The sequence below is a fragment of the Bacillus sp. bc15 genome, assembly GCF_900142585.1.
GTDB classification, from domain to species: domain Bacteria; phylum Bacillota; class Bacilli; order Bacillales; family Bacillaceae_G; genus Bacillus_A; species Bacillus_A cereus.
Genome location: NZ_FRBJ01000018.1, coordinates 15,802 through 40,859, shown reverse-complemented (window position 1 = coordinate 40,859; position 25,058 = coordinate 15,802). Strand labels below are relative to the sequence as shown.

Here is a 25,058-nt window from a genome sequence, read left to right as displayed (position 1 = left end):
TTACCAAACGTATGCTACTACTTCTCCACCAGTTTGTAATTGACGAGCGTCTTTGTCTGTCATTACTCCCTTAGATGTAGAAACAAGAGCGATACCTAATCCGTTAAGTACACGTGGTACTTCGTCAGCTTTAGCGTAAACGCGTAAGCCAGGTTTACTGATACGTTTTAATCCAGTGATTACACGTTCATTGTTTGCACCATATTTCAGGAAAATACGAAGGATACCTTGTTTGTTATCCTCGATGTATTCTACATCACGAATGAAACCTTCACGTTTTAAAAGTTCAGCGATCTCTTTTTTGATTTTAGAAGCAGGAACCTCTAATTTCTCATGACGTACCATGTTCGCATTACGGATGCGAGTAAGCATGTCTGCAATTGGATCTGTCATCACCATGTGTTTTACCTCCTTCCCATTTGTGGGTTTTACCAACTAGCTTTTTTAACACCAGGAATTTGACCTTTATATGCAAGTTCACGGAAACAAATACGGCAAAGTTTAAATTTGCGGTATACAGAATGCGGACGACCGCAGCGTTCGCAACGTGTATACTCTTGTACTTTAAACTTAGGAGTACGCTTTTGTTTCGCTATCATAGATTTTTTAGCCACGTTTTCGCCTCCTCTACTTAGCGTTGGCTTCCATTATTTTTGGAATGGCATACCGAATTGTGTTAAAAGTTCACGAGCTTCTTCATCAGTTTTCGCTGTAGTAACGATTACGATGTCCATACCGCGTACTTTGCTTACTTTATCATAATCAATCTCAGGGAAGATAAGTTGCTCTTTAACACCTAATGTGTAGTTCCCACGACCATCGAATGATTTCTTAGAAACACCACGGAAATCACGTACACGTGGTAAAGAAACCGATACTAATTTGTCGAAGAACTCATACATTTGCTCGCCGCGTAAAGTTACTTTCGCACCGATTGGCATACCTTCACGAAGACGGAAACCAGCGATTGATTTTTTAGCACGAGTTACAACAGGTTTTTGACCTGCGATTTGTGTTAATTCTTCTACTGCATTGTCTAAAGCTTTTGAGTTAGATACCGCGTCACCAACACCAGTGTTGATTACGATCTTTTCGATTTTCGGTACTTCCATCACAGATTTATAGTTAAACTTGCTCACTAGAGCAGGAGTAATTTCCTTTTGGAACTTCTCTTTAAGGCGATTCAATGAAGTGACCTCCTTTCTTAAGAAAATTATTTATCTAATAATTCACCAGATTTTTTTGCAATACGAACTTTTTTACCATCTTCTACTTTGAAGCCTACGCGAGTAGGTTCACCTGTTTTCGGATCTAAAATCATAACGTTAGAAACGTGAATAGGTGCTTCTTTAGTAATAATTCCACCTTGTGGATTTAATTGAGATGGCTTAGAGTGTTTTTTAACGATGTTAACACCCTCAACGATAACACGGTTTTGCTTTGGGAAAGCCACAAGGATAACGCCTTGTTTTCCTTTGTCTTTACCAGTGATTACCTGTACTTTATCACCTTTTTTTACATGCATCTTAATTCTGCACCTCCTTAGCAAGGCAATACCTTAAATTATAGAACTTCTGGAGCTAAAGAAACGATCTTCATGAAGTTGCTATCACGTAATTCACGAGCTACTGGTCCGAAGATACGAGTACCACGTGGGCTCTTATCGTCTTTAATGATAACCGCTGCGTTTTCATCAAATTTGATGTAAGAACCGTCCGGACGACGAGCTCCGCTCTTCGTACGTACTACTACTGCTTTAACAACGTCACCTTTTTTAACAACGCCACCTGGTGTTGCTTGTTTTACCGTAGCAACGATAATGTCACCAATGTTAGCATATTTACGACCAGAGCCGCCTAATACTTTAATTGTTAAAAGTTCACGTGCACCAGAGTTGTCAGCAACTTTCAAACGAGATTCTTGTTGGATCATGTTATGAAACCTCCCTTCGGACTAAAAATTCCGATTCGTCTATTTAGATAATAACCGCTTCTTCAACGATTTCAACTAAACGGAAACGCTTAGTAGCAGAAAGCGGGCGAGTTTCCATGATTTTAACGATATCGCCAAGTTTCGCTTGGTTTTGCTCATCATGGGCTTTGTACTTCTTAGAATACTTAACACGTTTTCCGTACAAGGAATGAGTTTTGTAAGTTTCAACTAAAACTGTAATCGTTTTGTCCATTTTGTCAGACACTACACGACCAGTATAAACTTTGCGTTGGTTACGTTCGCTCACTATGCAAACCTCCCCTCAATTTATCGATTAATTCCGATCTCTCTTTCACGAACTACAGTTTTCATACGAGCAATTGCTTTACGCACTTCACGAATGCGAGTTGGATTCTCTAATTGTCCTGTAGCAAGTTGGAAGCGAAGATTAAACAACTCTTCCTTTAAAGCTTTAACTTTTGTTTCGATTTCGGCAGTGGTTAATTCACGAATATCATTAGTTTTCATTAGATTCACCACCATTTTCTTCACGTTTTACGAATTTACATTTCACAGGTAACTTGTGAGCTGCAAGACGTAATGCTTCGCGTGCTACCTCTTCAGATACACCCGCGATTTCGAACATAATTTTCCCAGGTTTTACTACTGCTACCCAGCCTTCTGGTGCCCCTTTACCGGAACCCATACGTACTTCTAGAGGTTTTGCAGTGTAAGGTTTAGAAGGGAAAATTTTAATCCATACTTTACCGCCACGTTTCATGTAACGAGTCATTGCACGACGAGCAGCTTCGATTTGACGGTTTGTAATCCATGAAGCAGCTTGTGCTTGTAAACCGAATTCACCGAAAGCAACTTCAGTTCCACCTTTAGCACGACCACGCATTTTACCACGATGCTCTCTACGATATTTTACGCGTTTTGGCATTAACATATTATTTTCCTCCTTCCTCAGAAGCTTTCTTTTTTGTAGGAAGGACTTCTCCACGGTAGATCCATACTTTTACGCCTAATTTACCGTATGTTGTATCAGCTTCAACTGCTGCATAGTCAATATCAGCGCGAAGTGTATGAAGTGGAACAGTTCCTTCACTGTAAGATTCTGCACGAGCGATATCAGCTCCGCCAAGACGACCAGAAACCTGTGTTTTAATACCTTTAGCACCTGCACGCATAGCACGTTGAATAACTTGCTTTTGTGCACGACGGAATGATACACGGTTTTCTAATTGACGAGCGATGTTTTCGCCTACTAATTTAGCGTTAAGATCAGCTCTCTTAACTTCTAAAATGTTGATGTGTACACGCTTGCCTGTTAATTGGTTAAGAGCTTTACGAAGTGCTTCAACTTCAGTACCACCTTTACCAATTACCATACCAGGTTTTGCAGTGTGAATTGTAACATTTACACGATTTGCTGCACGTTCGATTTCTACTTTAGCAACAGCAGAATCTTTTAAGCGTACATTAATGTACTCACGGATTTTGATGTCTTCATGTAATAATGTAGCGTAATCTTTCTCAGCGAACCAACGAGATTCCCAGTCACGGATAACACCGACACGAAGACCAATTGGATTAACCTTTTGACCCATCGATTATCCCTCCTTCTTTTCTGATACCACAACTGTAATGTGGCTTGTGCGTTTGTTAATTTGGCTTGCACGACCCATTGCACGTGGACGGAAACGTTTCAACGTTGGACCTTCGTCAACGAAGACTTTTTCAACAACTAGGTTGTTAATGTCCATCTCATAATTGTGCTCTGCATTTGCGATTGCAGATTTTAAAACTTTTTCTACAACTGGAGAAGCAGTTTTTGGTGTGTGGTTAAGGATAGCAATCGCTTCACCCACTTGCTTACCTCGGATTAAGTCTACTACTAAACGAACTTTACGAGGAGCAATACGAACTGTTCTCGCTACTGCTTTAGCTTGCATTGAAGTGCCTCCTCTCATTATCTTCTAGTTTTCTTATCGTCAGCAAGGTGACCTTTATACGTACGAGTTGGTGCGAATTCACCTAACTTATGGCCAACCATATCCTCAGTGATGTACACAGGTACGTGTTTACGACCATCATATACAGCGATTGTGTGTCCGATGAACTGAGGGAAGATTGTTGAACGGCGAGACCAAGTTTTAACAACTTGTTTTTGCTCAGATGCAACTAATTTTTCCATTTTGCTCATTAAGTGATCATCGACAAATGGTCCTTTTTTTAAGCTACGAGCCATTTTGGTGCCTCCCTTCGTGATTGGCGTACGGTTCTAGAAATGAACCGTACTACAATCCCATTATTTTTTACGACGACGAACGATGAATTTGTCAGACGCTTTGTTTTTCTTACGAGTCTTGAATCCAAGAGTTGGTTTACCCCATGGAGACATTGGAGACTTACGTCCGATTGGAGAACGTCCTTCACCACCACCGTGTGGGTGATCAACCGGGTTCATTACAGAACCACGAACTGTTGGGCGTTTACCTAACCAGCGAGAGCGACCTGCTTTACCGATTTTGATAAGTTCGTGTTGTTCGTTACCTACTTGACCGATTGAAGCGCGACAAGCAGATAATACAAGACGTACTTCACCAGAAGTTAAACGTACAAGTACGTATTTACCTTCTTTACCAAGTACTTGAGCAGATGTACCAGCAGAACGAACTAATTGTCCGCCACGACCAGGCTTAAGCTCGATGTTATGAACAACAGTACCTACTGGAATGTTGATTAATGGTAATGCGTTACCGATTTTGATGTCAGCTTCTGGGCCAGACATAACTTCCATACCTACTTCTAAAGATTTAGGAGCAAGAATGTAACGTTTTTCACCGTCAACGTAGTTAATTAATGCGATATTCGCAGAGCGGTTTGGATCGTATTCGATCGTAGCAACGCGTCCTGGAATTCCATCTTTGTTACGCTTAAAGTCGATGATACGGTATTGACGCTTATGTCCGCCACCTTGATGACGTACAGTAATTTTACCTTGGTTATTACGACCAGCCTTCTTGCTTAAAGGAGCAAGTAATGACTTTTCGGGTCTGTCAGTCGTGATTTCAGCGAAATCATTCGTAGTCATATTACGACGACCGTTAGTAGTTGGATTATACTTTTTAATTCCCATCTCAATTTCCCTCCTTCTTTAGTAAGAATTAAACGCCTTGGAAGATTTCGATTTCTTTGCTGTCAGCAGTTAGCTTAACGATTGCTTTACGACGACGGCTAGTAAAACCAGCGTGACGACCAACGCGTTTTGCTTTCGGCTTGTAGTTCATGATGTTCACTTTTTCTACTTTAACACCAAAGATCGCTTCAAGAGCATCTTTAACTTCTGTTTTATTAGATTTAACGTCCACATCGAACGTGTATTTTTTTTCAGCCATCATTTCCATAGAACGTTCAGTGATAACTGGGCGCTTAATGATATCACGAGGATCTCTCATTATGCAAGCACCTCCTCTACTTTTTCCACTGCCGCTTTTGTCATGATTAGCTTATCATGATGAAGCACGTCTAAAACGTTTACGCCATCAGCAGTGATTACTGTTACTCCAGGGATATTGCGAGCAGATAACTCTACAGATTCGTTTGCATCAGCAGTTACGATAAGAGCTTTCTTCTCAACAGTTAATCCTTTAAGTACTGCTAGCATGTCTTTTGTTTTTGGTGCATTTAACACTAGGTCTTCAAGAACTACAATGTTGTTCTCAACTACTTTAGTAGCTAATGCAGATTTGATTGCTAAACGACGAACTTTCTTAGGAAGTTTGTACGCATAGCTTCTTGGTGTAGGTCCGAATACCGTACCACCACCACGCCATTGAGGAGAGCGGATAGACCCTTGACGAGCACGTCCAGTTCCTTTTTGACGCCATGGTTTACGACCACCACCGCGAACTTCAGAGCGAGTTTTTACTTTGTGTGTACCTTGACGTAAAGATGCACGTTGCATCATTACAGCTTCGAAAAGTACAGCTTCATTTGGTTCGATACCGAAAATAGCTTCAGCTAATTCGATTTCACCAACCTGTGAACCAGTTTGGTTATATACAGTAACTTTTGGCATTGGAATTCCTCCTTCCTATTGTGAATTATTTGCTAACCTTCACAGCGCCTTGAACAACTACAAGAGATTTCTTAGCACCTGGAACGTTACCTTTTACTAGTAATAAGTTGCGCTCAGTGTCAACTTGAACGATTTCTAAGTTTTGGATAGTAACTTGGTCTCCACCCATACGTCCAGCAAGTTTTTTGCCTTTGAATACACGGTTCGGAGCAACTGGGCCCATTGAACCTGGACGACGGTGATAGCGAGAACCATGAGACATAGGTCCGCGAGATTGTCCGTGGCGTTTGATAACACCTTGGAAACCTTTACCTTTAGAAATTCCTGTTACGTCAACGATTTCACCTGCAGCGAAAACTTCAACTTTTACCTCTTGACCAACCTCTAATCCGTCCACGTCTGCATCGCGGATTTCGCGAATGAAGCGCTTAGGAGTTGTAGATGCTTTAGCAGTGTGGCCTTGTTCAGGTTTGTTAGTTAACTTTTCACGTTTATCTTCAAATCCTAACTGGATTGCATTGTAGCCATCAGTTTCAGTTGTTTTCTTTTGAAGAACAACGTTTGGATTAGCAGCGATAACTGTTACTGGGATTAACTCACCGTTCTCAGCAAATACTTGAGTCATACCGATCTTTCTTCCTAAGATTCCTTTGGTCATGAGTTACACCTCCTACATTTTTAAGTTATATAATTTATAGTTTGATTTCGATATCTACACCAGACGGTAAGTCTAAACGCATTAATGAATCTACTGTTTGTGGAGTAGGACTCACGATATCGATTAAACGTTTGTGTGTGCGCATTTCGAATTGCTCACGAGAATCTTTGTACTTATGAACAGCACGAAGAATTGTGTAAATAGTCTTCTCAGTTGGTAATGGGATCGGACCAGAAACTGTTGCCCCAGAACGCTTAGCTGTTTCTACAATTTTCTCAGCTGATTGATCAAGAATACGGTGATCATAAGCTTTTAAACGGATACGAATTTTTTCTTTTGCCATTATTTTCCCTCCTTCGTTCGCCTATTTCTAAAATAGACCTTCTCCATGGAAATTTCCCCACACCATGCCATGGCAAAGCGGCCGGGTGTGTCAGCAACCTTCCACTTCATCGCAGTCAAAGACCAACATTGTCTATTATACAATGTTATTCGTCTAGATGCAAGCATCTTTTTGTTTGCATCTGCTTTTCTCTACTTTTGCTATTATACATGGCACTTTAAAGAATTTCAAGTTTTCATCTAACAGAATTCGTTTTACAGTTTCTGGATTATATTTTGTTGTTTTTATATTACTATAGAAGAAACTCGTCAAAACAAAAAAACACACTCTTCTTCTTTATATAAACGCAAACAAAAAACCTAAGGGAAAATCCCTTAGGTTTTTTTATATCAGCTAAGATTACTCAACGATAGTAGCAACTACACCGTAACCTACTGTACGTCCACCTTCACGAATAGAGAATTTAGTTCCCTCTTCGATAGCGATTGGAGCGATAAGTTCGATAGTCATTTCGATGTTGTCACCAGGCATTACCATTTCAGTACCTTCTGGTAATTGGATGATACCAGTTACGTCAGTTGTACGGAAGTAGAACTGAGGACGGTAGTTAGCGAAGAATGGAGTGTGACGTCCACCTTCTTCTTTAGATAATACGAAAACTTCAGCTTTGAATTTAGCGTGTGCTTTTACAGAGCCAGTTTTAGCAAGAACTTGTCCACGTTGGATGTCTTCACGAGCAACCCCACGAAGAAGAGCACCGATGTTGTCTCCAGCTTGAGCTTGGTCAAGAAGTTTACGGAACATTTCTACACCAGTTACAGTTGTAGAAGCATTCTCTTCAGCAAGACCGATGATTTCTACTACGTCACCAACTTTAACGATTCCGCGCTCTACACGACCAGTTGCAACTGTACCACGACCTGTGATAGAGAATACATCCTCGATAGGCATTAAGAATGGTTTGTCAGTTTCACGTTCTGGAGTTGGGATGTAAGCATCAACTTCAGTCATTAATTCAATGATTTTTGCTTCCCAATCAGCTTCTCCTTGAAGAGCTTTAAGAGCAGAACCTTTGATTACAGGAATGTCGTCGCCTGGGAATCCGTATTCAGATAATAGGTCACGAACTTCCATTTCTACTAATTCTAATAATTCTTCGTCGTCTACCATGTCGCATTTGTTCAAGAATACAACGATGTAAGGAACACCTACTTGACGAGAAAGAAGGATGTGCTCACGTGTTTGAGGCATTGGGCCATCAGCAGCAGATACTACTAAGATACCGCCGTCCATTTGAGCAGCACCAGTGATCATGTTTTTAACATAGTCAGCGTGACCTGGGCAGTCAACGTGTGCATAGTGACGAGTTTCAGTTTCGTACTCAACGTGTGCAGTTGAGATTGTGATTCCGCGCTCTCTTTCTTCTGGAGCAGCGTCGATTTGATCGTATCCGCGTGCTTCAGCACCACCAGCTTTTGCAAGAACTGTAGTGATCGCAGCAGTTAATGTAGTTTTACCATGGTCAACGTGGCCGATTGTACCGATGTTAACATGGGGTTTAGAACGTTCGAATTTAGCTTTAGCCATTCTAAATTCCTCCTTAGTTTATATAGGTTATTTTATATTTAGACTAGAAAGCGAAACTTACGTCCCACTTTCTAAGCTTACATAAGTAGTTATACTCGAACAATTGATAAAAATCAATTATTCGCCTTTATTTTTTTTAATAATTTCTTCTGAAACAGACTTCGGTACTTCTTCATAATGATCAAATGTCATTGAGAATGTTCCGCGTCCTTGAGTGTTAGAACGTAATGCTGTCGCATAACCGAACATTTCAGAAAGTGGAACCATAGCGCGAACAACTTGTGCGTTACCGCGAGCTTCCATACCTTCTACACGTCCACGACGAGATGTTACGTCACCCATGATGTCTCCCATGTACTCTTCAGGAATTACAACTTCAACTTTCATCATTGGCTCAAGAATTACTGGGTTACATTTAGAAACCGCAGCTTTAAGTGCCATAGATGCAGCGATTTTGAACGCCATCTCAGATGAATCGACATCATGGTAAGAACCGTCAACTAATGCTGCTTTAATGTCAACTAGTGGGTAACCAGCTAGTACACCATTTTTAAGTGAGTCTTCAAGACCCGCTCCAACAGCTGGGATGTATTCACGTGGAACTACACCGCCGACGATTTTGTTTTCGAATTCAAATCCTTTACCTTCTTCGTTAGGTGCAAACTCAATCCAAACGTGACCGAATTGTCCACGTCCACCAGATTGACGAGCAAACTTACCTTCAACTTTCGCAGCAGCGCGGAAAGTTTCACGGTATGCTACCTGAGGAGCACCAACGTTTGCTTCGACTTTGAATTCACGGCGCATACGGTCAACGATGATATCAAGGTGAAGTTCACCCATACCAGCGATGATAGTTTGGCCAGTTTCTTGGTCAGTGTGAGCACGGAATGTTGGATCTTCTTCAGAAAGCTTAGATAATGCTGTACCCATTTTATCTTGGTCAGCTTTAGATTTTGGTTCGATAGCTACAGAGATAACTGGCTCTGGGAATTCCATAGACTCAAGGATAACAAGGCTCTTCTCGTCACAAAGAGTATCACCAGTAGTAGTATCTTTTAAACCTACAGCAGCAGCGATATCACCAGCGTAAACTGTTGAAATCTCTTCACGGCTGTTAGCGTGCATTTGTAGGATACGTCCTACACGCTCACGCTTACCTTTAGTTGAGTTTTTCACGTATGATCCAGAGTTTAACACACCAGAGTACACACGGAAGAACGTTAACTTACCAACATAAGGGTCAGTCATGATTTTGAATGCTAAAGCTGCGAATGGTTCTTCATCGCTAGACTTACGTTCTACTTCTTCATCTGTATCCGGAAGAGTACCTTTAATAGCAGGTACATCTAATGGAGATGGTAGGTAGTCGATAACTGCGTCTAACAGAATTTGAACACCTTTGTTTTTGAATGCAGAACCACAGATTACTGGGAAGAATTCTACAGAAGTTGTAGCCTTACGGATACCAGCTTTAAGCTCTTCTACAGTGATTTCTTCACCTTCTAGGTACTTCATCATCATTTCTTCATCAAGCTCAGCTACCGCTTCAATAAGCTTTCCACGGTATTCTTCAGCTAGTTCTTTGTGCTCTTCAGGAATTTCGACACGCTCGATGTCTGTTCCTAAATCGTTACCGTACATGTAAGCACACTCTTCAACAAGGTCAATGATACCATTGAACTCATCTTCAGCACCGATTGGTAACTGAATTGGATGTGCGTTTGCTTGTAAACGATCGTGGATTGTTCCTACAGAGTATAAGAAATCTGCACCGATCTTATCCATTTTGTTAACGAATACGATACGAGGTACACCGTAAGTAGTAGCCTGACGCCAAACAGTTTCTGTTTGTGGTTCTACACCAGATTGTGCATCAAGTACTGCTACCGCACCATCAAGTACGCGTAAAGAACGTTCTACTTCTACTGTGAAGTCTACGTGTCCTGGAGTATCAATGATGTTTACACGGTGACCTTTCCATTGAGCTGTAGTTGCAGCAGAAGTAATTGTGATACCACGCTCTTGCTCTTGCTCCATCCAGTCCATCTGAGATGCACCTTCATGAGTTTCACCGATTTTATGAATACGTCCTGTGTAATACAGAATACGCTCAGTTGCTGTTGTTTTACCAGCATCGATGTGAGCCATGATACCAATATTACGAGTGTTTTCTAAAGAGAACTCTCTTGTCATTTGGTGTCTTGCTCCTTCCATATATGGATTGGATTTTTTATTTTAAGTAGCAAAAAAGCCACTTTATATTGTTACATATGCCAGTGTCCAGTACCCTCATTATGTAAAACGAGCGCCCAACGAAAGGGAGAGGCATTCTCCCTCTCCACACTTCCATAAGCGACAAATAAAGCGGTTTATGCATACATTTATTTTACGTTGAATCCTACCAACGGTAATGAGCAAATGCTTTGTTAGCTTCTGCCATTTTATGAGTGTCTTCACGTTTCTTAACAGATGCACCAGCGTTGTTAGCTGCATCTAAGATTTCGTAAGCTAGACGCTCTTCCATAGTTTTTTCACCACGAAGACGAGCATAGTTTACTAACCAGCGAAGACCTAAAGTTGTACGGCGTTCTGGACGAACCTCAACTGGAACTTGGTAGTTAGCACCACCAACACGACGAGCGCGTACTTCAAGAACAGGCATGATGTTCTTAAGAGCTTGCTCGAATACTTCCATTGGTTCTTTATCTGAACGTTCACGAACGATATCGAAAGCGTTATAAAGAATTGTTTGAGATTTACCTTTTTTACCGTCAACCATCATTTTGTTGATAAGGCGTGTTACTAGCTTAGAATTGTACATTGGATCTGGTAACACGTCACGTTTCGCAACAGGTCCTTTACGAGGCATATTGAGTTCCTCCTTTCATTATAAGTTTATTATTTTTTAGCAGGTTTTGGTCGCTTAGTACCATATTTAGAACGTCCTTGCATACGTTTGTCAACACCAGCTGTATCAAGCGCTCCACGAACGATGTGGTAACGTACCCCTGGTAAATCCTTTACTCGACCACCGCGAATTAATACTACGCTATGCTCTTGTAAGTTATGACCGATACCTGGGATGTAAGCTGTAACTTCAATACCGTTTGTTAAACGTACACGAGCGTATTTACGTAACGCTGAGTTAGGTTTCTTTGGAGTCATTGTACCAACACGAGTACATACACCACGTTTTTGAGGTGCAGAGATATCAGTTGATTTTTTCTTTAAAGAGTTAAATCCTTTGTTTAACGCAGGTGATTTAGATTTCCATACTTTATCAGTACGACCATTTCTCACTAATTGGTTAATAGTAGGCATTTGATTATCCTCCCTTCGCATGTTTGTATGACCACATATCCAGGTGGTTCATTATTAGTTGAAAACAAAGTTTTTGCAAGGAAGAGCAAATGCTCTCTCCTCACAAAAACAGTTTTAACTTATTATTCCTATTGCTGAAGCTCCCACTTGAATCCCCGAAACTTTTCCAAGCTTACGAACTGATTCAACCTTTGTTATGGGTATGTTATGTTGCAAAGCAGTGCGAATGATAACATGGGTTAACCGCACATCAGCATCTTCTGCAATAACAACTTCTTTAACTATACCATTTTTGATTGCTTCCAATGTGCGTTTATGACCAACGACTACATTTTCAGCATTTGACACTTTTTGATAAGACATATAAATATCCTCCAAAGCATCGTTCAGGAGCAACCTTGATTATAGTAACATTTTGACTCATACAATGTCAACTAGGATTAGATGTTTTTATACAAAATTTACGACGGAAAATTTTACTGTTCCACATAAATCTCATCGTTTTCTACATTCATGTTATCTTGTGTTGTTTTTACAAGATCCACTTTGCGATAACGATTCATACCTGTTCCAGCAGGAACAAGTTTACCGATAATAACGTTCTCTTTCAATCCTAGAAGCTCATCACGTTTACCTTTAATTGCTGCATCAGTTAAGACACGAGTTGTTTCTTGGAATGATGCTGCAGATAAGAATGAATCAGTTTCAAGTGAAGCTTTTGTAATACCAAGTAGAACAGGTCTAGCTGTCGCTGGTTGTTTACCTTTCAGTAACACCTTCGCATTCGCATCAGTAAACTGATGGATATCTAGTAATGTTCCTGGTAATACGTCTGTTTCACCTGCATCACTTACACGAACTTTACGTAGCATTTGACGTACCATTACCTCTACGTGTTTGTCACCAATTTCTACCCCTTGCATACGGTATACTTTTTGAACTTCACGTAATAAGTATTCTTGAACTGCTGTAATGTCCGTTACTTTTAGTAATTCTTTCGGATCAATAGAACCTTCTGTTAACTCTTTACCGTGGCTAATTGGCTGTCCTGGAGTTACTTTCAGACGAGCACCGTAAGGAATAGCATACGTACGAGCTTCAACTTCACCCTGTACAACTACTTCTTGGCGATCTTTAACATCGTTGATCGCTGCGATAACACCGTCGATTTCACTGATAACTGCCTGACCTTTCGGATTACGAGCTTCGAAGATCTCTTGGATACGAGGTAAACCTTGAGTGATATCATCTCCGGCAACCCCACCTGTATGGAATGTACGCATCGTTAACTGTGTACCTGGCTCACCAATAGATTGAGCTGCGATAATACCTACCGCTTCTCCTACTTCTACGTCTGTACCAGTTGCTAAGTTACGACCGTAACACTTCTTACATACACCATGGCGAGTGTTACACGTAAACGCTGAACGAATATTTACAGTTTCAACACCCGAATTTTCAACGATATGAGCGATATCTTCAGTAATTAATTGGTTTTCACTAACTAATACTTCACCTGTTTCAGGATGTTTTACAGTTTTTCTTGCAAAACGTCCAACAAGACGATCATATAATGACTCAATTACTTCATTACCCTCTTTAATCGCACCAATTAATAGACCACGATCTGTTCCACAATCATCTTCACGGACAATTACATCTTGTGCAACGTCTACAAGACGACGTGTTAAGTAACCAGAATCGGCAGTTTTAAGTGCTGTATCGGCAAGACCTTTACGCGCACCATGCGTAGAGATGAAGTACTCAAGTACTGTTAAACCTTCACGGAAACTCGATTTGATTGGAAGTTCGATGATACGACCAGATGGATTGGCCATCAGACCACGCATACCAGCAAGCTGAGTAAAGTTAGATGCGTTACCACGGGCACCTGAGTCACTCATCATGAAGATTGGATTGCGTTTATTCAAGGATTTCATCAGTTTTCCTTGGATAACATCTTTTGCATTACTCCAAATAGAGATAACGCGATCGTAACGTTCTTCTTCCGTGATTAAACCGCGACGGAATTGTTTAATTACATTATCTACTTTTGCTTGTGCTTCGTGGAGAATTTCATCTTTTTCGCCTAATACAAGAATGTCAGATACCCCAACTGTAATACCAGCTTTTGTAGAGTACTTGAACCCTAAGTTTTTCATACGGTCAAGCATGCGAGACGTTTCTGTAATTTGGAAACGTTTGAACACTTCCGCAATGATGTTACCAAGGATCTTCTTGCTAAATGGCGCCACTTCTTCGCGACTAGCAATAATTTCTTTAATGTTCGCACCTTTTTCAACGAAATATTCCGCTGGTGTTTCTTTTTCAAGGTTTGAGTTTGTCGGTTCATTAATATAAGGGAACGACTCTGGTAAGATTTCGTTAAATATTAATTTACCAACTGTTGTTAATAGAAGCTTACCTTTTTGCTCTTCAGTAAACGTTACGTTATTTACTGAACTTGCAGCAACTGCAACACGTGTGTGCAGATGTACATATCCATTTTGATATGCAAGTATTGCTTCGTTTGCATCTTTGAAGACCATACCTTCACCGATTGCGCCTTCACGCTCAAGTGTTAAGTAGTAGTTACCTAATACCATATCCTGAGATGGAGTAACAACTGGTTTTCCGTCTTTTGGATTCAAGATGTTTTGTGCCGCTAACATAAGAATACGAGCTTCTGCTTGTGCCTCTGATGATAACGGAACGTGAACCGCCATTTGGTCACCGTCAAAGTCCGCGTTGTATGCAGTACATACAAGTGGGTGAAGACGAATTGCGCGACCTTCTACTAATGTAGGTTCAAACGCCTGGATACCAAGACGGTGAAGTGTTGGTGCGCGGTTTAGAAGTACTGGATGTTCTTTAATCACAGATTCTAAAACGTCCCAAACTTCAGGGTGTACACGCTCAATTTTACGTTTCGCACTCTTAATGTTGTGTGCTAACCCTTTTCCAACTAACTCTTTCATAACAAAAGGTTTGAACAGTTCAAGCGCCATTTCTTTCGGTAATCCACATTGGTACATCTTTAAGTTCGGTCCTACAACGATTACAGAACGGCCAGAGTAGTCAACACGTTTACCTAATAAGTTTTGACGGAAACGTCCTTGTTTACCTTTAAGCATGTGAGATAGTGATTTTAATGGACGGTTACCTGGTCCAGTTACTGGACGGCCACGACGACCATTATCAATTAATGCATCTACAGCTTCTTGTAACATACGTTTTTCGTTTTGAACAATGATGCTTGGAGCACCTAGGTCCAATAGACGTTTTAAACGGTTGTTACGGTTAATTACACGACGATATAAGTCGTTTAAGTCAGAAGTAGCAAAACGTCCACCATCTAACTGTACCATTGGGCGTAGTTCTGGTGGGATAACTGGTAGAACATCTAAGATCATCCAAGATGGTTCATTTCCAGAGTTACGGAATGCTTCTAATACTTCTAGACGTTTAATAGCACGAGTACGGCGTTGTCCTTGTGCTGTTTTTAATTCTTCTTTTAAGAAGTCTACTTCTTTATCTAAATCAATGTCTTGTAGTAGCTTTTTAATCGCTTCTGCACCCATAGCAGCTTGGAATGTGCTACCATATCGATCACGATATGCACGGTATTCTTTTTCAGAAAGTAATTGCTTCTTATCAAGTGGTGTATCTCCACTTTCTGTTACAACATAAGAAGCGAAATAAATTACTTCTTCAAGCGCGCGAGGGGACATGTCTAAGACAAGTCCCATGCGGCTCGGGATACCTTTGAAATACCAAATATGAGATACAGGAGCAGCTAATTCAATATGACCCATACGTTCACGACGTACTTTTGCACGCGTTACTTCAACGCCACATCGATCACAAACTACACCTTTATAACGTACACGTTTGTATTTTCCGCAATGACATTCCCAGTCCTTTTGTGGTCCGAAAATACGCTCACAGAACAAGCCATCTTTTTCAGGCTTTAACGTACGATAGTTAATAGTTTCTGGTTTCTTAACTTCACCGTATGACCAAGAACGAATCTTGTCAGGTGAAGCAAGTCCAATCTTCATATATTCAAAGTTATTTACATCTATCAAGGGGCCTACCTCCCTTTTAGTCTACAGGTTATCCCAATTATTCCTTAGTTGTCTCAACTTCGACATTCAATTTATCTGCTGATTGATGATCATCGTCATCTTCTGTATCACGCATTTCAATTTCTGTATCGTCGCTAGACATCATTTTAACGTCCATACCTAAACTTTGCAGCTCTTTAATCAATACTTTGAATGATTCAGGAACGCCTGGTTCTGGAACATTTTCGCCTTTAACAATTGCTTCATAAGTCTTAACACGTCCAACAACATCATCAGACTTCACTGTTAAGATTTCTTGAAGAGTATAAGCAGCACCGTAAGCTTCAAGTGCCCAAACCTCCATCTCACCGAAACGCTGTCCACCGAACTGAGCTTTACCTCCAAGAGGTTGCTGCGTTACAAGTGAGTATGGTCCAGTAGAACGAGCATGAAGTTTATCGTCAACCATGTGCGCAAGTTTGATCATATACATGACACCAACAGATACGCGGTTATCGAATGGTTCACCAGTACGTCCGTCATACAGGATTGTTTTCGCGTCATTTGCCATACCAGCTTCTTCAATTGTGCCCCAAACATCTTCCTCACGAGCACCATCGAATACTGGTGTTGCAATGTGAATGCCCAGGTATCTTGCTGCCATACCAAGATGAAGCTCTAATACCTGACCGATATTCATACGAGATGGTACCCCTAATGGGTTTAACATGATATCGATTGGCGTACCGTCTGGTAAGTAAGGCATATCTTCTTCTGGTAAAATACGAGAAATAACACCTTTGTTACCGTGACGTCCGGCCATCTTGTCACCTTCAGAAATTTTACGTTTTTGAACGATATATGCACGTACAAGTTGATTCACGCCTGGTGGCAATTCATCGCCATCTTCACGGTTGAATACTTTTACGTCTAAGATAATACCGCCACCACCGTGTGGTACACGTAGTGATGTATCACGTACTTCACGCGCTTTTTCTCCAAAGATAGCATGTAATAGACGTTCTTCAGCTGTTAATTCTGTTACACCTTTAGGTGTTACTTTACCAACAAGTAAATCTCCATCTTTTACTTCAGCACCAACGCGAATGATACCGCGCTCGTCAAGGTTACGTAATGCGTCTTCCCCAACATTTGGAATGTCACGTGTAATTTCTTCTGGTCCAAGCTTCGTATCACGAGCTTCTGATTCATATTCTTCAATATGAATAGAAGTGTACACATCATCTTTTACAAGGCGCTCACTCATGATGATCGCATCCTCGTAGTTATAACCGTCCCAAGTCATGAAGCCAACAAGCACGTTACGTCCAAGTGCTAGTTCACCTAATTCCATAGAAGGACCATCCGCAAGGATTTCACCTTTTACAACTTCATTTCCAACACTTACGATTGGACGTTGGTTGTAACAAGTTCCTTGGTTAGAACGAATGAATTTTTGCATTTTGTAGCGATCTAAGTCGCCTTTTACTGTTTGACCGTCAACTTCTACATAGCGACGTACCCAAACTTCACGTGCTTCTACGCGCTCAACAACACCAGGATGTTTACAGATTACTGCAGCACCTGAGTCTTTTGCTGATACGTACTCCATACCTGTACCTACAATCGGAGATTCCGGATTCATTAACGGAACCGCCTGACGTTGCATGTTCGCTCCCATAAGTGCGCGGTTAGAGTCATCGTTTTCTAAGAACGGAATACAAGCTGTCGCTGCCGACACTACTTGTTTTGGAGATACATCCATGTAGTCGATGCGTTCTCTATTTGTGACAATGTTTTCACCACGGAAACGAGCTACGATATCTTCACTTAGGAATTCACCTTCATCAGATAATTTCATATTCGCTTGGGCTACAACATAGTTATCTTCTTCATCTGCTGTTAAATAATCAACATGCCCTGTTACAAGACCAGTTTCTGGGTCAACACGACGATATGGTGTTTCAATGAAACCAAACTCATTTACTTTCGCGAACGAAGATAATGAGTTAATCAAACCGATGTTTGGTCCCTCTGGTGTTTCAATCGGACACATACGACCGTAGTGGGAGTAATGAACGTCACGTACTTCAAAGCCTGCGCGCTCACGCGTTAAACCACCAGGTCCTAATGCAGATAGTCTTCGTTTGTGAGTTAACTCTGCTAATGGATTTGTTTGGTCCATGAACTGAGATAACTGAGAACTTCCGAAGAACTCTTTAATAGATGCAATAACAGGACGAATATTAATTAGCGCCTGTGGTGTAATTGCATTTGTATCTTGGATCGACATTCTCTCACGAACAACACGTTCCATACGAGAAAGACCGATACGGAATTGATTTTGTAATAGTTCTCCAACAGAACGCAGACGACGGTTTCCTAAATGGTCAATATCATCTGTATCCCCTACTTTGTATAGTAGGTTGAAGAAGTAACTGATAGAAGCAAGGATATCACCTGGTGTGATGTGTTTCACATCACGAGTAATATTTGCATTACCAATTACATTAATTACACGTTCGCCTTCCGACTCAGGAGCATAAATCTTAATAGATTGCAGCTCAACATCGCCTTCTACCACTCCACCCATTGGTTTCGCTGTTTTGAATCCAATGTTTTTCTCTAAGTAAGGTAAAATGCGATCAAGTGTACGACGATCTAAGATTGTTCCTTCTGCCGCTAAAATTTCACCAGTTTCTGGATCCACTAATGTTTCAGCTAAACGTTGATTAAACAATCTGTTTTTAATGTGTAACTTCTTGTTGATCTTATAGCGACCTACATTTGCTAAATCGTAGCGCTTTGGATCGAAGAAACGAGACACAAGTAAGCTCTTAGCATTTTCTACTGTTGGTGGTTCACCAGGACGTAGACGCTCATAAATTTCAAGCAATGCTTTTTCTGTACTATCTGTGTTGTCTTTTTCTAATGTGTTGCTTAAGTATTCGTTATCACCTAAAAGCTCGGTGATTTCTTGATCAGAGCCAAACCCTAATGCGCGTAACAAAACAGTTACAGGAAGTTTACGCGTACGGTCAATACGCACATATACAACATCCTTAGCATCTGTCTCATACTCTAACCAAGCTCCGCGGTTTGGAATTACAGTAGCAGTAAAACCACGTTTTCCGTTTTTATCCACTTTGCCACTATAGTATACGCTTGGAGAGCGAACTAACTGGGAAACGATAACACGTTCTGCACCGTTAATTACGAATGTTCCAGTCTCTGTCATGAGTGGGAAATCTCCCATGAACACATCTTGTTCTTTTACTTCACCAGTTTCCTTGTTGATTAGACGCACTTTTACACGAAGTGGTGCTGCATACGTCACATCACGCTCTTTGCATTCGTCTACAGAGTATTTAGGTTCACCTAAGCTGTAGTCGATAAATTCAAGCGATAGATTTCCCGTAAAGTCTTCAATCGGAGAAATGTCTTGGAACATTTCTCGCAAACCCTCATCAAGAAACCACTGATAAGAAGAGGTTTGAATTTCGATAAGATTTGGTAACTCTAATACTTCACTAATACGGGCATAACTTCTTCGTTGGCGGTGGCGTCCGTATTGAACTAGTTGACCTGTCAACTGCTTCACCCCTCAAATCATGAGTATTATAAATGCACAAAAAAATTTGTGCAAAATCACAAATAAATACAACTACTGCTATTAGCGTAGTCTTTTTCTCTTAAAGATAAATACGTTGAGTCTTTCTACCTGCTCAAAAAAGAAAAATGGCTTCTATAAGAAAACCATCATTCTGTTTCATAATCTGCTGATTTTACTATCTTTTCCAAGAGAAACAAAAATATACATCTTTCTCAACGCAGAAAATCATATATTGGCATTGTATAATGTTAACATAGCCAAAAATAACCGTCAACGTTTTTTTGATTTTATGATATAATATCCTTTTTTCTTTTCTACAATCTCAACTTCAGAAAATACTTCTTCTAGTTTTTTCAGCGCAGATGGTGCACCTTGCTTCTTTTGAATAACAATCCAAAGTTCTCCACCTGGAACTAAATACTCCACAGCTTTTTCTAAAATCTCATGTACGATATCCTTACCCGCACGAATTGGAGGGTTAGATAGAATAGCAGCATACTCGCCATCTACATTTTCATAGACGCTACTTTGAAAAATACGTATATTCTCGATTCTGTTATTAGCGGCATTTTCTTTCGCAAGCCCAAGCGCCCTTTCATTCACATCCACCATGTGAACTTCACAACCTTGAAACTCTTTCGCTAACGACAAACCAATAGGACCGTATCCACAACCTACGTCTAATATATCACCTTTAATATCCGGCATTTGAAACGCTTCAATTAAAAGACGAGAACCAAAGTCCACCTCGTTTTTCGAAAACACCCCATGGTCAGATAAAAAAGTAAATTGAGATCCACGAAGTGGAAATTCCCATCGTTTACGATCACTTTTACTAGAAGGGTCGTTAGAAAAATAATGGTCTGCCATATGGCCACCTCTTTTCTTTACAGTTAAAAAAAAAGCTCGCATGAGAGCGAGCTTTTTTTAAAGCATCAAAAGTTAATTACTTAACTTCTACAGCAGCGCCAACTTCTTCAAGTTTAGCTTTCATTTCTTCAGCTTCCTCTTTAGAAACGCCTTCTTTGATTGCTTTTGGAGTGTTGTCAACTAATTCTTTAGCTTCTTTTAAGCCAAGACCAGTGATTTCACGTACAGCTTTGATAACTTTGATTTTTTGAGCGCCAGCACTTGCAAGTACTACGTCAAACTCAGTTTTTTCAGCAGCAGCTTCACCAGCGCCACCAGCTACAGCTACAGGAGCAGCAGCAGTTACGCCGAATTCTTCCTCGATAGCTTTTACTAAGTCGTTAAGTTCTAATACAGTCATAGATTTAACTGCTTCAATGATTTGTTCTTTAGTCATTGTAAATATCCTCCCTTAAATAGGTTTGTATTGTTTTATAGATAACAAGTAATTATCTTTTAAAAAATTAAGCGCCTTGCTCTTCCTTTTGTTCTGCAACTGCTTTAGTAGCAAGTGCAAGGTTACGGATTGGAGCTTGAAGAACGCTAAGAAGCATAGAAAGTAAGCCTTCACGTGATGGAAGAGTAGCGATTGCTTTAACCTCATCAAGTGTTACAAGTTTACCTTCGATTACGCCCGCTTTAATTTCTAAAGCTTCATGTTTTGTAGCGAAGTCGTTTAATACTTTCGCAGGAGCAACTACATCCTCGTTACTGAACGCGATTGCGTTTGGTCCTGTTAAGAATTCGTTTAACTCAGCCATTTCAGCAGATTCTGCAGCACGACGAGTTAGAGAGTTTTTGTAAACTTTGAACTCAACGCCAGCTTCACGTAATTGCTTACGTAATTCTGTTGCTTCAGAAACTGTTAAACCACGGTAGTCAACAACAATTGTAGATTTACTAGCACGAAGTTTGTCCGCGATTTCAGTTACAACTTGTTGTTTAGTTTCGATTACTTTGCTCATGTTATTACACCTCCTGTAGATTATATAGAAGATGTACCGAAAGTGCACTAAAAACCTCCATGCCCAACTTGTAGACATGGAGGCATATAGTCACAGAAAAAAATTCCGTTTCGTATATTAACACCTAGGTAGGAAATTAAGTCTATTGACACCTACTGTCTACGGTACACTATTTAAATTCACAACATAAATGATTATATTAAATCTTCTTTATGAAGTCAACTTCCAATTTTTACGCTAATGTAGAAACGTCTACGCGTACGCCAGGTCCCATTGTAGAAGCAACTGTTACGTTCTTCATGTAAGTACCTTTTGCAGCAGATGGCTTAACTTTTAATAAAGTGTCAGCGATTGTTTTGAAGTTTTCTACTAATTTAGCATCTTCGAAAGATACTTTACCGATTGGAACATGGATGTTACCAGCTTTATCAACACGGTATTCAACTTTACCAGCTTTGATTTCGTTAACAGCTTTAGTTACATCGAAAGTAACTGTTCCAGTTTTAGGGTTTGGCATTAAACCTTTAGGTCCTAATACGCGACCAAGTTTACCAACTTCACCCATCATGTCAGGAGTTGCTACTACTACATCGAAATCGAACCAACCTTGTTGGATTTTACCGATGTAATCAGTATCGCCTACGAAGTCAGCGCCAGCAGCTTCAGCTTCTTTAGCTTTTTCACCTTTAGCGAACACTAATACACGTTGTACTTTACCAGTACCGTGTGGAAGAACAACTGCACCACGGATTTGTTGGTCAGCTTTCTTAGGGTCAACACCTAAACGGAATGCAGCTTCTACAGTTGCATCAAATTTAGCTGTGTTTGTTTTCTTTACTAATTCTACTGCTTCTGTTGCAGAGTAAGCAGATGCACGATCAACAAGCTTTGCAGCTTCTACGTACTTTTTACCTCTTTTAGCCATTTTTATTTCCTCCTCGAATGTGGTTTTAGCGGAATAACCTCCCACGTTTACGCCTGTTTTCAGGTATAACCTGAGGATGAGCGCCATCCATTTATTTAAAAACAATAATCATTTACGATAATAAAGGTTGCGAATTGGAATTCCAGACCCGCAACCTTTTTTAAAAACAAATCGAATTAGTCTTCGATAACGATGCCCATACTGCGTGCAGTACCTTCAACCATACGCATTGCAGCTTCTACGCTAGCAGCGTTTAGGTCAGGCATTTTAGTTTCAGCGATTTCGCGTACTTTATCACGCTTAACAGTTGCCACTTTATTACGGTTTGGTTCACCAGAACCAGACTCAATACCAGCTACTTTCTTAAGAAGAACAGCAGCAGGAGGAGTTTTAGTAATGAAAGTGAATGAACGGTCCTCAAATACCGTAATTTCAACAGGGATGATAAGACCAGCTTGATCTGCTGTACGAGCGTTAAACTCTTTACAGAAGCCCATGATGTTAACACCTGCTTGTCCTAATGCTGGACCAACTGGTGGAGCTGGGTTAGCTTTACCTGCAGGAATTTGAAGCTTTACCATTTTAATTACCTTTTTAGCCACGAGACACACCTCCTTAAGTCCGTGATGTGGTCAATTGGACAGTGATTTGCCCTCCCACGTCATATTTTATCTGTAAGGATAAAATCTTTCAAAAAACGTCTCCGATAACGAAGACGTACTGACTTAAAAGATATTATCACTTTTTACAATTCATTTCAAGTTTCATTTTATAATTTTTCAATTTGATGGAAGTCAAGTTCAACTGGAGTCTCGCGACCAAACATGTCCACAAGTACGCTAACCTTTTTCTTCTCCACATCAATTTCTTCAATAGCACCTGTATAATCTGCGAATGGCCCCTCATTTACACGTACTGTCTCATGAAGTTCAAAGTCGAAATCAACCACTTCGTTGTCCATTCCCATATGTTTCATAATGGTAACAACTTCCTCTTCTAATAGAGGTGATGGTTTAGATCCAGAACCAGAAGAACCAACGAACCCAGTTACACCCGGCGTGTTACGTACAACATACCAAGAATCATCAGTCATGATTAATTCTACTAATACATAACCTGGGAACACTTTTCTTTTCATTAATTTTTCTTTTCCGTTTTTCATTTCTACTTCTACTTCTTCCGGGACAACAACACGGAAAATTTTATCTTGCATACCCATTGATTCTACACGCTTCTCTAGGTTTGCTTTTACTTTATTTTCATATCCAGAATAAGTATGGACAACATACCAACTTTTTTCCATTCATTTAGGACGAGCGTCCTTCCCTCCCTGACGTACATTTTTTTGCGCAAATGAAAAAACCCGTTCACCGGGCTTTTACACAGTTCTTATAAATAACATTATATCATGGATAAGTGCTTCTTATTCAAGAATTAACCAAGAATTAACCGAATTAAAGAAGAAATGCCCATATCAACTACTGCGAAGAAAATCGCAAAGAACACAACTGTAGCAACAACAGTCGCTGTTGAGCGGAGTAATTCATCTTTTTTAGGCCAACTTACTTTTTTCATTTCGCGACCTACATCGCCGAAAAAGTTCGTTAAACGCATCTGCGGGACCTCCAGTGTATTATTTCAATTATTTATTTTGTTTCCTTGTGAACTGTATGCTGATTGCATGTTTTACAAAACTTTTTTATTTCAAGTCGCTCTATTGAGCTCGTATCTTTCATAGTAGAGTAGTTTCGATTTTTACACTCTTCACATGAGAGTACAACTTTTTTCCTCATTAGTTACACCAACCTTGTAACATTATGTCCCTAAAAATGTATCATACAATAAAAGACAATGTCAATGACATGCATTTTGTACTGTCTACAAAAGAAAACAGGTGATTTATTTTACACCTGTTGCACTTGTTATTTGTTATGAATTTAAAGTTGTACTTTCTCGCATTTCCATATATCGTTCCAATTTCCTCTTCACCCGCTGTAAAGCGTTATCAATAGATTTCACATGTCTGTTTAACTGTTCTGAAATCTCTTGATAAGAACGCCCATCTAGATATAAAGAAAGTACTTTTCTTTCTAAATCGCTTAATAATTCTGATATTTTTGATTCTATGTCTGTATATTCTTCTTGGCTAATAATCATCTCTTCAGGATCAGTTACCTTCGCTTCAGAAATAACATCCAATAATGTTCGATCAGATTCCTCATCGTAAATCGGCTTATCTAAAGACACATACGAATTTAAGGGAATATGTTTTTGCCTTGTTGCCGTTTTAATAGCGGTAATAATTTGTCGAGTGATACACAGTTCAGCAAATGCTTTGAATGAAGACAGCTTGTCCTCTTTATAATCACGAATTGCTTTAAACAATCCTATCATACCTTCTTGAACAATATCTTCTCGATCGGCACCCACTAAAAAGTAAGATCTTGATTTCGCGCGAACAAAGTTCTTATATTTGTGAATTAAATATTCTAGAGCGTCAGTATTACCTTTTCGAACTAACTCAACGATTGCCTCATCCTCTAAATCACGAAATGTAACGTCGCCTACACTTACGAAGCCTGCTTCCACCTTGATCCCTCCGACCGCTATTTATTTAGCAATATTATACAGTAAAAAGACAAAGAGCG

At 40.1% G+C, this 25,058-nt stretch carries 32 protein-coding genes and 1 other annotated feature; all 32 genes read right to left on the bottom strand.

Going from position 1 to position 25,058, the window contains the following annotated elements; all coding sequences use genetic code 11:
• The 32 genes from rpsH to BUA87_RS28080 all read right to left on the bottom strand — a co-directional run bounded on the left by rpsH (position 1) and on the right by BUA87_RS28080 (position 24,999).
• Entirely contained in the window at positions 1–399 is a 399-nt protein-coding gene (rpsH, locus tag BUA87_RS28240; RefSeq protein WP_000245511.1) for a 30S ribosomal protein S8, read from the bottom strand.
• 29 nt (positions 400–428) lie between these two features.
• Positions 429–614: a 30S ribosomal protein S14 gene (rpsN, locus tag BUA87_RS28235; protein ID WP_001085700.1), complete on the bottom strand. Its 186-nt coding sequence runs from the start codon at positions 612–614 to the stop codon at positions 429–431.
• Positions 615–647: 33 nt separating this feature from the next.
• Positions 648–1,187 carry a 50S ribosomal protein L5 gene (gene rplE / locus BUA87_RS28230; RefSeq protein ID WP_001080829.1) on the bottom strand — a complete coding sequence of 180 codons (540 nt, stop codon included), beginning with the start codon at positions 1,185–1,187 and terminating at the stop codon, positions 648–650.
• Between the two features lie 26 nt (positions 1,188–1,213).
• Positions 1,214–1,525: a 50S ribosomal protein L24 gene (gene rplX / locus BUA87_RS28225; protein ID WP_000558200.1), complete on the bottom strand. Its 312-nt coding sequence runs from the start codon at positions 1,523–1,525 to the stop codon at positions 1,214–1,216.
• Between the two features lie 38 nt (positions 1,526–1,563).
• Positions 1,564–1,932, bottom strand: a complete 369-nt coding sequence (rplN, locus tag BUA87_RS28220) for a 50S ribosomal protein L14 (RefSeq protein ID WP_000615912.1) — start codon at positions 1,930–1,932, stop codon at positions 1,564–1,566.
• Positions 1,933–1,975: 43 nt separating this feature from the next.
• Complete coding sequence (gene rpsQ, locus BUA87_RS28215) at positions 1,976–2,239, bottom strand: 30S ribosomal protein S17 (RefSeq protein ID WP_000004106.1); 264 nt, start codon at positions 2,237–2,239, stop codon at positions 1,976–1,978.
• Positions 2,240–2,259: 20 nt separating this feature from the next.
• Positions 2,260–2,460 carry a 50S ribosomal protein L29 gene (gene rpmC / locus BUA87_RS28210; RefSeq protein ID WP_000855718.1) on the bottom strand — a complete coding sequence of 67 codons (201 nt, stop codon included), beginning with the start codon at positions 2,458–2,460 and terminating at the stop codon, positions 2,260–2,262.
• Positions 2,450–2,884, bottom strand: coding sequence for a 50S ribosomal protein L16 (rplP, locus tag BUA87_RS28205; RefSeq protein ID WP_000928971.1), 435 nt, complete (start codon positions 2,882–2,884; stop codon positions 2,450–2,452). The genes rpmC and rplP overlap by 11 nt, the downstream gene beginning before the upstream one ends.
• Position 2,885: 1 nt before the next feature.
• Positions 2,886–3,545 (bottom strand): 30S ribosomal protein S3, encoded by a 660-nt coding sequence (gene rpsC, locus BUA87_RS28200; RefSeq protein WP_000529956.1) that lies wholly within the window; start codon positions 3,543–3,545, stop codon positions 2,886–2,888.
• A gap of 3 nt (positions 3,546–3,548) precedes the next feature.
• Entirely contained in the window at positions 3,549–3,890 is a 342-nt protein-coding gene (gene rplV, locus BUA87_RS28195) for a 50S ribosomal protein L22 (protein ID WP_001148024.1), read from the bottom strand.
• A gap of 17 nt (positions 3,891–3,907) precedes the next feature.
• Positions 3,908–4,186 (bottom strand): 30S ribosomal protein S19, encoded by a 279-nt coding sequence (rpsS, locus tag BUA87_RS28190; RefSeq protein ID WP_000124454.1) that lies wholly within the window; start codon positions 4,184–4,186, stop codon positions 3,908–3,910.
• A gap of 60 nt (positions 4,187–4,246) precedes the next feature.
• Complete coding sequence (gene rplB / locus BUA87_RS28185; protein WP_000511583.1) at positions 4,247–5,077, bottom strand: 50S ribosomal protein L2; 831 nt, start codon at positions 5,075–5,077, stop codon at positions 4,247–4,249.
• Between the two features lie 28 nt (positions 5,078–5,105).
• Positions 5,106–5,396, bottom strand: coding sequence for a 50S ribosomal protein L23 (rplW, locus tag BUA87_RS28180; RefSeq protein WP_001205558.1), 291 nt, complete (start codon positions 5,394–5,396; stop codon positions 5,106–5,108).
• Positions 5,396–6,019, bottom strand: a complete 624-nt coding sequence (gene rplD / locus BUA87_RS28175; RefSeq protein ID WP_001127258.1) for a 50S ribosomal protein L4 — start codon at positions 6,017–6,019, stop codon at positions 5,396–5,398. The genes rplW and rplD overlap by 1 nt, the downstream gene beginning before the upstream one ends.
• 25 nt (positions 6,020–6,044) lie before the next feature.
• Positions 6,045–6,677 (bottom strand): 50S ribosomal protein L3, encoded by a 633-nt coding sequence (gene rplC / locus BUA87_RS28170; RefSeq protein ID WP_000160209.1) that lies wholly within the window; start codon positions 6,675–6,677, stop codon positions 6,045–6,047.
• Positions 6,678–6,711: 34 nt separating this feature from the next.
• On the bottom strand, positions 6,712–7,020 hold the full coding sequence (rpsJ, locus tag BUA87_RS28165; RefSeq protein ID WP_001040595.1) for a 30S ribosomal protein S10: 309 nt from the start codon (positions 7,018–7,020) through the stop codon (positions 6,712–6,714).
• A 399-nt stretch (positions 7,021–7,419) separates the two neighbouring features.
• Positions 7,420–8,607, bottom strand: coding sequence for an elongation factor Tu (tuf, locus tag BUA87_RS28155; protein WP_001029617.1), 1,188 nt, complete (start codon positions 8,605–8,607; stop codon positions 7,420–7,422).
• A gap of 117 nt (positions 8,608–8,724) precedes the next feature.
• Positions 8,725–10,803, bottom strand: coding sequence for an elongation factor G (fusA, locus tag BUA87_RS28150; protein WP_000196384.1), 2,079 nt, complete (start codon positions 10,801–10,803; stop codon positions 8,725–8,727).
• Between the two features lie 205 nt (positions 10,804–11,008).
• Positions 11,009–11,479 (bottom strand): 30S ribosomal protein S7, encoded by a 471-nt coding sequence (gene rpsG, locus BUA87_RS28145; RefSeq protein ID WP_001137492.1) that lies wholly within the window; start codon positions 11,477–11,479, stop codon positions 11,009–11,011.
• Positions 11,480–11,508: 29 nt separating this feature from the next.
• Positions 11,509–11,931 (bottom strand): 30S ribosomal protein S12, encoded by a 423-nt coding sequence (gene rpsL / locus BUA87_RS28140; protein WP_001142341.1) that lies wholly within the window; start codon positions 11,929–11,931, stop codon positions 11,509–11,511.
• Between the two features lie 114 nt (positions 11,932–12,045).
• On the bottom strand, positions 12,046–12,294 hold the full coding sequence (locus BUA87_RS28135; RefSeq protein WP_000121833.1) for a 50S ribosomal protein L7ae-like protein: 249 nt from the start codon (positions 12,292–12,294) through the stop codon (positions 12,046–12,048).
• A 113-nt stretch (positions 12,295–12,407) separates the two neighbouring features.
• Entirely contained in the window at positions 12,408–16,019 is a 3,612-nt protein-coding gene (gene rpoC, locus BUA87_RS28130; protein ID WP_000567943.1) for a DNA-directed RNA polymerase subunit beta', read from the bottom strand.
• Positions 16,020–16,056: 37 nt separating this feature from the next.
• Positions 16,057–19,590, bottom strand: a complete 3,534-nt coding sequence (gene rpoB, locus BUA87_RS28125; protein ID WP_000147553.1) for a DNA-directed RNA polymerase subunit beta — start codon at positions 19,588–19,590, stop codon at positions 16,057–16,059.
• Between the two features lie 291 nt (positions 19,591–19,881).
• Complete coding sequence (locus BUA87_RS28120) at positions 19,882–20,481, bottom strand: class I SAM-dependent methyltransferase (RefSeq protein ID WP_000763269.1); 600 nt, start codon at positions 20,479–20,481, stop codon at positions 19,882–19,884.
• Positions 20,482–20,557: 76 nt separating this feature from the next.
• Entirely contained in the window at positions 20,558–20,917 is a 360-nt protein-coding gene (gene rplL / locus BUA87_RS28115) for a 50S ribosomal protein L7/L12 (RefSeq protein WP_000159737.1), read from the bottom strand.
• 67 nt (positions 20,918–20,984) lie between these two features.
• Positions 20,985–21,485 carry a 50S ribosomal protein L10 gene (rplJ, locus tag BUA87_RS28110; protein ID WP_000048718.1) on the bottom strand — a complete coding sequence of 167 codons (501 nt, stop codon included), beginning with the start codon at positions 21,483–21,485 and terminating at the stop codon, positions 20,985–20,987.
• Between the two features lie 39 nt (positions 21,486–21,524).
• Positions 21,525–21,668 (bottom strand) — a sequence feature (ribosomal protein L10 leader region).
• A 49-nt stretch (positions 21,669–21,717) separates the two neighbouring features.
• Positions 21,718–22,410 (bottom strand): 50S ribosomal protein L1, encoded by a 693-nt coding sequence (rplA, locus tag BUA87_RS28105; protein ID WP_002094239.1) that lies wholly within the window; start codon positions 22,408–22,410, stop codon positions 21,718–21,720.
• Positions 22,411–22,586: 176 nt separating this feature from the next.
• A complete protein-coding gene (gene rplK, locus BUA87_RS28100) occupies positions 22,587–23,012 on the bottom strand; it encodes a 50S ribosomal protein L11 (RefSeq protein WP_001085872.1) in 426 nt (141 codons plus the stop codon).
• A gap of 167 nt (positions 23,013–23,179) precedes the next feature.
• Complete coding sequence (gene nusG / locus BUA87_RS28095) at positions 23,180–23,713, bottom strand: transcription termination/antitermination protein NusG (protein ID WP_000415794.1); 534 nt, start codon at positions 23,711–23,713, stop codon at positions 23,180–23,182.
• 131 nt (positions 23,714–23,844) lie between these two features.
• Positions 23,845–24,024, bottom strand: a complete 180-nt coding sequence (gene secE, locus BUA87_RS28090; RefSeq protein WP_001241323.1) for a preprotein translocase subunit SecE — start codon at positions 24,022–24,024, stop codon at positions 23,845–23,847.
• A gap of 32 nt (positions 24,025–24,056) precedes the next feature.
• Entirely contained in the window at positions 24,057–24,203 is a 147-nt protein-coding gene (gene rpmG, locus BUA87_RS28085; protein ID WP_014481927.1) for a 50S ribosomal protein L33, read from the bottom strand.
• Between the two features lie 136 nt (positions 24,204–24,339).
• Positions 24,340–24,999 (bottom strand): RNA polymerase factor sigma-70, encoded by a 660-nt coding sequence (locus BUA87_RS28080; RefSeq protein WP_000387198.1) that lies wholly within the window; start codon positions 24,997–24,999, stop codon positions 24,340–24,342.
• Positions 25,000–25,058 lie beyond the last annotated feature (59 nt).